The sequence below is a fragment of the Allocoleopsis sp. genome (assembly GCF_036703385.1).
Classification (GTDB): Bacteria; Cyanobacteriota; Cyanobacteriia; order Cyanobacteriales; family Coleofasciculaceae; genus Allocoleopsis.
Window position 1 is genome coordinate 16,516 of record NZ_DATNPA010000484.1, and the last position, 12,149, is coordinate 28,664.

Sequence of the window (12,149 nt, forward strand, 5' to 3'; positions counted from 1 at the left end):
TAAAAATTGATATTTCCTAAGAAGGATTTTTAAGAAGATTGCCAATCCGTAAGTGGAACTTGAAGAATCCCATTACATTTTAAGCGACTCTTTTAATTTAGACGAATTCACTGAAAGAAGGGTTCAATTTAATTTAATTTATTCTCAGTGCCACTCCAGATCAATCTAGAGGTTCTCATAGGATTAATCCAAAATATAAAATCTAAAATCGAATGGGCTATTTGTACCATCGCCGCCGACGTGGCTCGTCTTGCTTTCCTAGTATTAAAATATTTCCAGACTCATCACACACCCCAGCCTTAGCCACTCCATGAACCTTAATTTGGTTACTGCAAATTCTGCGACTGTACTGCTCGTGGTGATGACCGTGCACTACTGTTTGAACTCCAAGCGCCAGAGCTAAATCATCGAGTTGTTTGAAACCATAGCGATGGCAGGAAGGAGCTTCATGGGTAACTAAAATATCGGCTTGTTCGTTCCAAAGGGCCTGATATTGTTGCCAGAATATAGTGACATGATGTTTACGGGGGATACCGTCGCGCCAGCGGTCTTTTTTGGCACAGGCAAACAATAGCTCTTTCTGGCTGCGGAATTTGGGTTGAGCCGGTGGCATCCATATTTTTTCACGGAACACGCCGCCTAAACCGGCGACTCGCTTGCCATCAATTTCGACGACGCGACCATGCAGATTACGATCGCCCAGTTGGGAGGCGAACAAGCGATCGAACCAACAATCTCGATCTCCGTCATGATTGCCAGGGATAAACCAAACGTCCGTTTTGTTGATAATCGCTGAAACTTCTTGATCGAGCGATCGCTCTAAATCAAGATCGCCGAGCAAAATAACAGCGTTCGGGTGATAAGTCTCCACAGCCCTGATAATCGGTTTAAAATCCCCGTGCGGGTCTCCGCCAAAAAGAATCATCTGAAGTATGAAGTATGAAGGACGAAGGACGAAAAGATGGGTTCGTGTGGTAAAAACCTGAATCTTCAGATTCTTGACGGGATGAATTGACATCCTTAGTTTCCTTTACACTTCAGCCTTGATTTCATCCTGTATTCTTAACGCTTCAGTCTTTAGGGCTTGAAGCGCTTTTGGAAGCGTTTAGGCCATGTAAAGCGGAAGGTCGCTCCCGCCCCAGTTTCGGATTCTACCCACACCCGCCCACCTCGACTCTCGACAATCTTCTTCACAACAGAGAGTCCGATGCCTGTCCCTTCCACTTTATCTCGCGCTTCCAACCTTTGGAAGATGAGCCAAATCTTCTGGTGATACTCCGGTGCAATTCCTGGCCCATTGTCAGCGATCGCAAACTCATAATACCGTCCCACATCTTCAACACTCACCTGAATCCTGGCATTGGGGCAGTTTGCATACTTGATGGCATTGCCAATTAAATTGATAAAGACCTGCTCTAGGAGTATCTTCTCCGTCTGGAGTGTAGGCATTCCCGGCTCGACAACCATTAAAATCTCTGGAGGTGGCGCAAGCAGTGCAATCACTTCTTTGAGTAAAGCAGAGACATCGACCGGTTCGAGATGTTGCACGCGACCCGCACGGGAATACTGCAAAATCCCGTCAATCAGCGCTGCCATGCGTTCTACCCGTCCACGCAACAACCTCAGATGCTCACGGGAGTCGCTGGTAAGTTGGTCGGCGAGGTCTTCTTCGAGCCACTCTGAAAGAGTTGCGATCGCACGCAGGGGAGCTTTGAGATCATGGGAAGCGATATAAGCAAACTGGTTGAGTTCTTGGTTGGTGCACTCTAGCGATCGCGTCAGTTCGGCGAGTTGTTCTGCTTTTTTCTCAATTTCTTGCCGCGCCCTCACCTGGTCGGTCACCTCCACCGCATGGGTCATAATCCCATAAACGTTTCCCTCACCGTCAACCAACGGTTGGTAAACGAAATTCCAGAAGCTCTCTTCCAACTTGCCATCATCATTGCGGTCAAACACAGCCGGCATCTCCTTACCGATGTAGGTCTGACCGGTGGCATAAACCCAATCTAACAACTCGAAAAAGCCCTGCCCTTCTAACTCCGGAAACACCTCACGGACGGGTTTGCCAACCAAATCACGCTTCCCCGTCAGTTTGATGAACATGGAGTTAGCTGTTTCGGTGATATGGTTAGAACCGCGAGTCACTTGAATAGCGGCTGGGACTTGCATGAAGACCCACTGGAGTGCAGCGCGTGCTGCTTCCGCTTCACACAGAGCGCGATCGCGTGCCGCTTCAACTTGCTTGCGTTCGGTGATATCAGTATGTACCCCCACCCACTCCCGAATACTACCATCGGGTTCCAAAACGGATACAGCACGAACGCTCATATAGCGATACTCACCGTCATAACGCCGCAGGCGATACTCGGATTCGTAGAGGGTGCGGTTGGCAACAGCCGCAGACCACGCCTGTGCGGTATGGGCTCGATCATCCGGGTGAACGGCCTTGAGCCACCCCCATCCTTTGTATTCTTCATTAGTCTGTCCGGTAAACGCACCCCATCCAGGCTGTTCAGTGGTGAGTTCTCCTTCAGCATTAGTGTCCCAGATAATCTGAGAGGTAGCCTCTACGAGGAAACGGTAGCGCTCTTCGCTCTTGCGCAGTGCTTCCTGCACTCTCTCCAACTCACTGCGTGCCTCCCGTTCGCTAAACAGTTGCTGAGGAGAACACTCAGCTTCTTTCTCTTTAGTAATATCCACCATGACGCCACGCAGAAGCTTAGCGCGACCGTTGTCTTCACACACCACACGGACCAAGTCTTTGAGCCACACCACACGACCATCTGCCGCGATCGCTCTGTACTCGAATTGATGGTCTCTTGCTTCGTGAGTTGCCGTTGTACAGAAATGAATACACCAATCGCGGTCTTCTGGATGTAACAGTTGGTCTTGCCAAAATCTAGGGTTGTCGAACCATTGGCTGAGGGGATAGCCAAGAATGTCCTGTGCGCGATCGCTAACGAAGGTGAATTTCCAGGTAGCGGCATCCATCTCCCAGATGATGACATCGAGTGCCTGCACCAACTCAACACAGCGCTCTGGGTTTAGCAAAAGCGAGGTACCTGATAGATTCCCTAGCTCCTGGGGAGTCTCGCTGACTTTCGCTTCCACACGTGCCATTGTCGCCTTAATACTAGCTTGCGGTGCGATTATTAACTCGGTCTCACACATCCTGTTATTACCTGAAAAATTGGGTCTAAAGCTGCTCACTAACGCTCCACCATCCTTCTAGGACGGCTTGCGATGCTGTGTTAGGGTTTCTTTGGATTTTCCTGGATACGCAACATAGTTTAAGGCGTCATACTTTGCAATGACGCCTTAAGATTGAGTAACTGAAGCTACTAACTGGCTAACACGGGCGTGAGCTTGCCAGCCAGAGCCAGTTTAGGTAAGACTAGCAACTAGTCAGCTGGAACGCATCTAGCTCTGGTCTGAAGATAGCTCAGAGCAGGTGGGGAGAAATTTTTCTGCTCACGAATCAATGCACTAATCTCCTGCATTACCATAAAATGAGTCCTTAATGCAAAGAAAATTGAAGCTTAGTTCAGTAACTTTACTTTTCTCAACAAAGTATTTTAAAAATATTTAAACTTCATTGCAAAGTCAGCGATACGCTAAGAAGGACGTGATAACTTCTATTGAAGTTGATAAACAACGTAGAGATAAGAAAGGAGGACACTTTGGATTTGCACTCTGCTCAAGCCAACAAAGATTTTTTTCGTGAAGATATTAGTGAGTATGTAGCTCAACTTCAGCTTCACATGGCGTTGCAAGCTCGGAACTTAGTTCCTACCCTCACACAGGCAAGGGACAGCCGAGAGCAGCTATTACAGCAAACCCAAGCAAATATTGAAAAGCTTGTCTCGCGACAGGTGATTTAAAAACCCGTGCAAGAATCCTCCGCCTCATCCACGAAGGAAGTGTGAGAAGCCAGCGCGGTAATAGCTTTATCCAGCCAAGAAATCAGTCCCACGCGTTGCAAGAGGAAGCGATCAGCTTCCCCGCTGCCGTTAACGAAGCGATCGCGAAGCGGTAGCGAGGAATGAGCGTCGGCGTTAGCCTAGGCAATCGCACGTTAAGACTTAAGCGCACGAACGAAGCTGATCGCACAGCGAGTGGGACTTTCAGCTGTCAAGTCGCTGTGTTCCAATTTGTAATTGATAATTTGTAATTCATCACTTGAAGGCTGAAGTAGAAAATTACCGAGAGAACGTCCTCACTCTCCATTGGGCTCTGCAATTGCCAATTTCTAATGACTCATTGCCAATAATCCCCTACTCTTTCAAATACTGCTCCAGCAAATCCTTGCGGCGTTCGCCGATCTGCCGCAACTGCTTCTCAATTTTCTTGATGGCTAGGGGTGAAGGTTTAGCCCATCCATTTTCCCAGCGACTAATTGTCGGGTAAGTAAAACCTAACGCTGCTCCAAATTCTTCTTGTGTCAGCCCTATCTCGATGCGAAGTTCACGAATGAGCTTGCCAATTTCTGGCTGGTCTGTAACTAAGGGTGTTTTAATTGCCATTTGACCTAGTAGAGCGAACGTTAGTAATACCTGCTACACCGTAGCGTTCAAAGATCCGTCCTGGGATCGGGAAACTTACTGATCATTTGCCCTAAAAATTTGTGGCTCTTTCAGGGAAATTGCAGAAAGAGCGATTTCTAGGGCACCAGCTGTTAGCGGAGTGATTCTCGAAGAGCTAACGCAGTCCTCTTATATAGCGATCGCCCTACAGTTGACTTGCTCTCTCTACCCGCTTCGCCCCTAGTACAGATTCCGCATACTGTAGCGCCTCTTGCCAAACCTCATAGCCACGAGGCGTCAAATGAATACCATCGGTTGTCAATTCTGACTGCATCTCACCTTGCTCATCAGTAAACAAGCTGTGGAGATTGAGATAACCTGCTCCTTCTTGTTGGGCGATGACGGCGATTTGTTGGTTGAGTTTCCGAATTCGCTCGTTCCCAATCGCACTCAAGCGTGTGGGAAGGATGGACTGCATGACCACTTGAGAACGTGGATGATTCTGACGCAAGCGTTGCACAATCTGGCGTAAGTTACGCAGAATAACTTCATCAGCTACACCCTGGCGTAAGTCATTAATGCCAGCCAAAACATAGATTGTACTGGGTTGCGTTTGAGAGAAAGCCGATAATCGTCGCAAAATTTGACCCGAATTCTCCCCAGAAATGGCTTGATTCAGCCAAAGCTGACTACCTGGAAGTCGTTGCGAAGGAAACCACAGACTCAATGAATCTCCTAATAAAATCCCTAGACGATTAGAACCCTGTCCTTTGGCAACAGCTTTGGCTTCCTGTTCAAGGAGGCGTCTCCACTGCTCATGAGTGGGTTGTGGCAGCGCGAGTTGTTTTGTCTGGGCTCCTTTAAGCCACAAGGACTGGAAGCTATCAGCAGGCAAGCGTGTAAACAGCTTCCCAGCTTTCAAGGCCGCTAATCGTTGAAGGTAAAGCTGGCTACCCGAGGTTGGAAATAGAGCCGGGGATTGGCGCTTAGGCAAAGCTTGTACATCCATCTCCTGCTGTATCGTCCCTTGAGTTGTGCTGGGTATGAGGATGGGGGTGAGCGGTTGTGAAACGGGCTTTGTCCGCCAGCGGGCTGAACTGGGCTCGGGCGGACTGAATTCAGCAGAGATTGTCTCTACAATTGGGACAATCTGGGGAGTGACAATAGATTTGAATAGGTTAGTGGCAGTTGACGCTAACAAGATCGACAAGTCATCCAGCTGTCGGAGGGGTAGCGCTGGAGGAGGCGGGGCTGAGATTGGTCCGACGCTGATTAGACTTGCCGCCAGCAGATAAGGATCGCTCATTAAGTGACTCCATCACACTCTCCTTTCCTTTGACAGCAATTATTTATAGTAGTCAGGAAACTTCCGCGTTAACTCTTCCGTGCGGGAAGTCCCCCAGTGCAACGAAGTGAGACTGGGGGATGAAAGCACGGTCAGGATGTAGCGATTTACCATCAACCCCTGTAGATGATAAGATAATTGCAGGAGGGAAGAAAAGTGCTGTACAAAGCTGTCAAAGTTCGCTTGTTTCCAACGTCAGAACAAGAGGTGCTGTTAGCTCAACACTTCGGTTGTGCGCGTTGGTGGTGGAACTTCGCGCTCAATAAATCCATAGAAACCTACCGAGATACAGGCAAAGGACTAGGACGTTCAGCACTCAACGCACTTCTACCTCATCTCAAGAAAGACGAAGAGACGGCGTGGTTAGGCGAGTGTTACAGCCAAGTTTTGCAAGCTGTTACCCTCAACCTCACAACGGCCTACAAAAACTTCTTTGATGGACGTGCGAGATTTCCGCGATTCAAATCAAAGCATGGTAAGCAGTCTATTCAGTATCCTCAAAACGTTCAGGTGATAGGTTCTTGCTTAAAATTACCTGGTAAAGTTGGTACGGTAAAAGCCAAGATTCACAGACTAATTGAGGGAGTAATCAAGACAGTTACTGTCACCAAAGACCCGTCAGGAAAATACCATGCGTCTATCTTGTCCGAAGTAGAAGGCTCCAATCCCGTTTTTTCAACAGAAGGTAAGGTAATTGGTATTGATTTGGGGTTAAAGCACTTTGCTGTTACCAGTGACGGCAAAAAGGTGTCTAAGTATGACAATCCTAGACATTTAGCCAAACATGAAAAAAACCTCAAACGCAAACAACAGAAGCTAGCAAGAAAGCAAAAAGGAAGTAAGTCAAGAGATAAGTATAGAAAAGTTGTTGCTAGAGTATACGAACGAGTGAGTAACTCAAGAGCAGATTTTCTACACAAGCTTTCACGAAAGCTCGTCAACGAAAACCAAATTGTCGTAGTAGAGAATCTTCATGTCAAAGGCATGGTTCGTAATCACAATCTAGCCAAGGCAATATCTGATGTGGGTTGGGGAATGTTTACTAACTTCTTAGCCTATAAGCAGGAGTTGAAAGGTGGAAAGTTGGTTGAAATTGACCGATGGTTCCCTAGTTCCAAGCTCTGCTCTAATTGCTACTACCAAGCCGAGGAAATGCTGTTAGATGTGAGGGAATGGACTTGTTCTCACTGCGGTACTCATCACGACCGAGATGGTAATGCCGCAACGAACATTAGAGAAGAAGGCATCAGAATGCTACAGGTGGATGGAACGTCCATTTCTGCCAGTGGAGGGGAAGTAAGACCGAAGGGTGGACGCAAGTCTGTTCTAAGGCATTCCCCCGTGAGACTGGAAGCTCAGGGTGTAGCGCTAGCGTAACCCTGAGTAGTTCACAAAGACTCCTGACTCCTGACTCAAGATGTAGCCAAGTGATAGTTGTAGTATCCATAACGCTTTTGAATCGAAGCGATCGCATGAAGTACCGTACTCAGTTCGTAGCTATCAACCGCTGTTACGAGCATGTCGGACAGATCAGGTAGTAATTCTGACCGACCAATTTTCCCCAACGCTTCAGCAGCCGTATAACGAACCCGAAAATCTTCATCCCTCAAAGCTTGCTCCAGGCCCAGCGCGGCTATCTCAGAGCCAATTGTACCTAACGCTGAAGTAGCCATCCAACGAACCCAAGAATCTTGATCACTCAACGCTGACACTAGCGCCTCCACTGCCATCTTAGAGCGGCTTGCGCCTAAGGCATAAGCCGCTCTTCCCCGCAGTCCAGAGTCTTCTTCGTTTAAAGCACTACGTAGCACCGCTACCGCTGCCTCAGAGCCGCTCTCCCCTAACCCTTGGACTGCCATTAAACGAACGTCCGCGTTCTCATCTCTGAGCGCGACCCGTAGCGCGGCTACAGCGGCCTCGGTACCAATTTTCCCTAACCCAGAGGCAGCTCGACAACGCACCTCGGTGTCATGATCTCTTAAAGCCTGCCGCAGCGCCGCTACAGCTGGCTCCGTGCCAATTTTCCCTAACGCCTCGGCAGCTCTCCGGCGAACCCCGAAGTCTTCATCGTATAACGATTGTCTCAGTCCTGCCACGCCTGCCTCGGAGCCGATTTTTCCTAACGCCTCAGCAGCTTTTTCCCGAACTTCAAAGTTTTCATCACTCAACGATTGTTGCAGGGCTGCTATACCTATCTCAGAACCAACTTTCCCTAACCCATAGGCCGCACTTAAACGCACCCAAGCATCTTGATCATTCAACGCAAGGCGTAACGCGGCTACTGCTCCTGAGCTTAAAGCGGCTTCTGGTTCATGGGTTCTATCAGAGGCAGTAACAGAGGTGCCAATTCGCCCTAGCGCCCAAGCCACTGTTCTGCGAACATAGGTATCCTCATCGCTCAAGGCTCGTTGCAATGCCACAAGACCCGCCTCAGAACCGATATAACCTAATGCCTCAGCAGCGGTTCTGCGCACATAGGAGTCTTCATCACTCAAAGCCTGCTGCAATGACACGAGCGCGGCTTCAGAATCAGTAGACCCTAAGCCTAGAGCCGCTTTTTCACGCACTCGATGGTTTTTATCGTTTAAAGCTCGTTGGAGTGCAGCTACCGCCGCCTCAGTACCAATAGACCCTAATGCCAATGCGGCTCTGCCCCGCACCCGATAGTCTTTATGATCTAAAGCTTCCTGTAAGGCTTCCACTGCTGCATCCGTACCAATCATTCCTAAGGCTGAGGTGGCGATTCCCCGAAAATCGAAGTTTTCATGGTTCACGGAATGCCGCAATGCAGCAACAGCCGCTTCTGTGCCGATTTTTCCTAATGCTAGAGCTGCCGTCTCACGAACTCGATAGACTTCATCATTGAGGGCTTCCTTCAATACAGCTACTGCCGCCTCTGTGCGGATTTGCCCCAATGCTGATGCTGCTCTCCCTCGCCAATCCAAGTTGTGATGATTCAAGGCTTGTGCTAACGCCTCTACGGCTGCCTCAGAGCCGATCGCACCCAGTGCCAAAGCGGCACTTTCTCGAACCTGATACTCTGGGTCGTTTAAAGCTTGCCTGAGTGCTGCCACGCCTGACTCACTGCCGATTTGCCCTAACTCGTAGGCCGCCTGGGAACGAACTTCAGGATCTGGATGGTTTAACCCTATCGAGAGAGCCGTAACGGCTGCAACAGATCCGAGTTCACCTAACGCCTCGGTGGCACTACAACGCACACCAGCATCTTCAGCATTCAAAGCTTCCAACAGAGGTGGAATGGCGCTATCCGAGCCTGTAGTGCCTAGAAGTCGATTCAACAGCAGTTGAGGAATATCTAACTGGGTTAGCCAGCCGACTGTTGCGGTGTGAAACTCCGGTTTTACGACTCCTGCCAGTCTTGCGCCGAGGTGCCAATCCACCTCTAGGGCTAACTTAACGACTCGCAACGCCTGAGACTTTTCCTCTACCTGCTGCAAGGTCACAGCTAAGGGTTCTGTCCATTCCAGGTTATTCAAATACTGCTGTTTTAGCTGCTCATCACTCAAATGAGGCAACTGCGATCGAAGGTTGTTTACCACTTTGGATAGCTGAAGCCGCTGCTGCTGAGATTCCATCGGGTTGACGGTTTTGACTCTGATAGCTCTAGTATGCGATTGCGCGTGAAGCGAAGCTACCCTGTAGGGGAATAGTACCACCCCAAAGGGCGATCGCTTAATTTCATGTTGCCCTGGTAACGGCTTGCTTCCCGATCCTAGCAACGCTTAGCTTACTCTGCGGGAAAGACTCCAAAATTAAAAAGATGTATCCCGCTGCCCAACGCCGCTAGATCACCTTATTGGAGAAATTGTGTTCTTGAGAAAGCGGAGTCGAAACTCAAGCGTCGCAACGCTTTAGAGTATTACCACAGCCCATCGTACCTTGAGTTCCGACCAAAAAGAAGTGCTTGGCAATAGTACTTTGATGATCCATCGTTTGCCATACCAGCCTTCTCATTTGATGGGACGGATGGAAATAATAAAAGAAATAGCAACGATTAGGAAAAATTTACCAGGCTTGAGACAATGCAAGACGGTCAAATCAGACTCAATAAAGTAACGAGAGAATGGGTCATTTATGCACCGGGTCGGCGTAAACGCCCCCAAGATTTTCAGAAAAAAAATAGTCAGACCCCACAACCCCCAGTCAGCCACGAGCAAAAATGCCCTTTTTGTACGGAGCCGATGTTGGAGACGATTCTTCTGGAGGTACCGAACAAAAAACAAACATCTTGGCAAACAAGAGTAGTTCCTAACAAGTTTCCTGCCTTAACACCCCATGAACATACTTGCCGTTCCACGGAAGGAATTTATATCGCGATGCCCGGTTATGGTCAGCATGAGTTGATTGTTGAAAGTCCAGAACATGACAAAGACATCGCCACCATGTCACAAGCAGAAGTGGAGATTGTGATTGACACTTATCACAAACGCTACCTCGATTTGATGGTAGCCCATGAGAATATGATGGCGATTATTTTTCGCAATCATGGTGAGCGGGCGGGTGCGTCTTTAAAGCATCCTCACTCTCAGATTATCGTGACGGGTGTGGTTCCTCAGCATCGTCGGTACCGAGAGGAACAGGCTCAGCGCTACTTTGATGTATGGGGACGGTGTGTGTACTGTGACATCTTAGAGTTTGAATTGCAAAACCGCAGGCGAGTTATTCAGGAAAATGACTCGTTTTTAGCCTTTGTTCCCTTTTCTGCCGAGGTTCCTTTTGAAACCTGGATTATGCCTAAAAATCATCAAGCTGACTTTGGCAGTATTTCTGAACAGGAAAAATCGGATTTTGCCTTAATTTTGCAGAGCATTCTTCGGAATTTGTATGACAAATTGAATGACCCTGATTACAACTACGTGATCAATACAGCGGCTCGCTACAAAGCGGAAGAACCTCAGGTACACTGGTATTGCCAAATTCAACCTCGCCTGACCACCCCAGCCGGTTTTGAGTTGGCGACAGGTATTAGTATCAACCCCTCTCTTCCAGAAATAGACGCCGATTTTTTAAATGGCTTGTCTGTGTGAAAATTTCCTAGCCTTGTCAAGGAACATTCAGAGCCAATGCTCAGACTTTCCTAAGTTTATCTAAAGGCTGACAATAATGCGTTCTTCATTACAAGTTATAGCGGGTCAGAATTAGACCCCTGAGGTTGCTTTACGATTACTTCATAAATCCTTCTAGGATGGTTAGGTGTAAAACCCTGACTTGCTAAGCTTTTTAGACTTCATATCTGGAGATTTTCCTCATTCTTCGTTGTTTTTTAATAAAGCTTGGGTAAAGTACCTAGATATTTTCCGGACGGTATGAGACTGTATTTTACAGGGTCTTGACGAACAATTATTCCCAAAGATAGTTGCAAATTGAAGGACGCTACCCATTCATCCTGCTGAGATTAATCGCACTGCTGGGGTAGGGCGTAGTGACCTGACTTACCAATTTACCTATATACATGGATAATTTTTTTCAGGGAATTGCTCAGGTGTTGCACCACTTTGAGTACAGGAAAGTGTTGGCAGTTTTTAACTTCTTACACCGTAGGTGTAAGAATCGTAGGGTGAGACGCTTCATTCGCTGGCATGAAATTACTGCTGTTTTAGTATTCTTTCTAGTTGTATTGTCACAAAATTTGCAAAATTTTGGAGATGTGGCAAACGCTGCGATCGCAATTCAAACTCCCCTTTCGACCAACGCCTCCACAATTGTTGACGCCACAGGCAAGCAAGTGCTGCTTAGAGGAGTAAACTGGTTTGGCATGGAAACCGAAAATCATGTGCCTCACGGCTTGTGGGCACGAGACTATAAAGATATGTTGGCTCAGATCAGAAGCCTGGGTTACAACGTTATCAGACTTCCTTACTCCGTGCAGGCATTGCGTTCTTCTAACATTAGTGGAGTTACCTTTAGCATTGGGAGTAACAACAACCTTCAGGGAAAAACTCCTTTGCAGGTCATGGATTTAATCATTCAGGAGGCGGCACAACAAGGATTATTAATTCTCTTGGATAGCCATCAGCTTAACGACTACAGTATTCCTGAACTCTGGTACGGTGACGGATTTACAGAAGCTAACTGGATCGATACATGGAAAATGTTAGCAACCCGCTATAAAAATCAGCCTAATGTGATTGGGGCTGACCTGAAAAATGAACCTCATGGTAAAGCGAGGTGGGGAAACAATGACCAACTAACTGACTGGCGACTCGCCGCTGAGCGATGTGGCAAGGCAATTCAAGCGATCGCGCCCAATTGGTTGATTG

The 12,149-nt window shown here is 47.9% G+C and carries 9 protein-coding genes; 4 read left to right on the forward strand and 5 right to left on the reverse strand.

Features of this window, described 5'->3' with window-relative positions; all coding sequences use genetic code 11:
* Window positions 1-217: 217 nt before the first annotated feature.
* The gene (locus V6C93_RS23605; protein WP_333479119.1) at window positions 218-1,018 is read right to left on the reverse strand and encodes a metallophosphoesterase; all 801 of its coding nucleotides are present in this window, start codon (window positions 1,016-1,018) and stop codon (window positions 218-220) included.
* 59 nt (window positions 1,019-1,077) lie between these two features.
* Window positions 1,078-3,171 (reverse strand): PAS domain S-box protein, encoded by a 2,094-nt coding sequence (locus V6C93_RS23610; protein ID WP_333479120.1) that lies wholly within the window; start codon window positions 3,169-3,171, stop codon window positions 1,078-1,080.
* A gap of 509 nt (window positions 3,172-3,680) precedes the next feature.
* On the opposite strand from V6C93_RS23610, the gene V6C93_RS23615 reads away from it, so the two are divergent.
* On the forward strand, window positions 3,681-3,881 hold the full coding sequence (locus tag V6C93_RS23615) for a hypothetical protein (RefSeq protein ID WP_333479121.1): 201 nt from the start codon (window positions 3,681-3,683) through the stop codon (window positions 3,879-3,881).
* 393 nt (window positions 3,882-4,274) lie between these two features.
* Here V6C93_RS23615 and V6C93_RS23620 read toward each other — a convergent pair whose 3' ends face one another.
* The gene (locus V6C93_RS23620; RefSeq protein ID WP_333479122.1) at window positions 4,275-4,523 is read right to left on the reverse strand and encodes a helix-turn-helix transcriptional regulator; all 249 of its coding nucleotides are present in this window, start codon (window positions 4,521-4,523) and stop codon (window positions 4,275-4,277) included.
* A 205-nt stretch (window positions 4,524-4,728) separates the two neighbouring features.
* The gene (locus V6C93_RS23625) at window positions 4,729-5,829 is read right to left on the reverse strand and encodes a GDSL-type esterase/lipase family protein (RefSeq protein ID WP_333479123.1); all 1,101 of its coding nucleotides are present in this window, start codon (window positions 5,827-5,829) and stop codon (window positions 4,729-4,731) included.
* Window positions 5,830-6,024: 195 nt separating this feature from the next.
* Here V6C93_RS23625 and V6C93_RS23630 point away from each other — a divergent pair, with 195 nt between their 5' ends.
* Window positions 6,025-7,245: an RNA-guided endonuclease TnpB family protein gene (locus V6C93_RS23630; protein ID WP_333479124.1), complete on the forward strand. Its 1,221-nt coding sequence runs from the start codon at window positions 6,025-6,027 to the stop codon at window positions 7,243-7,245.
* A 35-nt stretch (window positions 7,246-7,280) separates the two neighbouring features.
* On the opposite strand, the gene V6C93_RS23635 is transcribed toward V6C93_RS23630, so the two are convergent.
* A complete protein-coding gene (locus V6C93_RS23635; protein ID WP_333479125.1) occupies window positions 7,281-9,464 on the reverse strand; it encodes a HEAT repeat domain-containing protein in 2,184 nt (727 codons plus the stop codon).
* Between the two features lie 447 nt (window positions 9,465-9,911).
* On the opposite strand from V6C93_RS23635, the gene galT reads away from it, so the two are divergent.
* Complete coding sequence (gene galT, locus V6C93_RS23640; RefSeq protein ID WP_333479126.1) at window positions 9,912-10,916, forward strand: galactose-1-phosphate uridylyltransferase; 1,005 nt, start codon at window positions 9,912-9,914, stop codon at window positions 10,914-10,916.
* Between the two features lie 425 nt (window positions 10,917-11,341).
* Window positions 11,342-12,149 (forward strand): glycoside hydrolase family 5 protein (locus tag V6C93_RS23645; protein WP_333479127.1); only part of this gene is annotated, 808 nt, incomplete at its 3' end.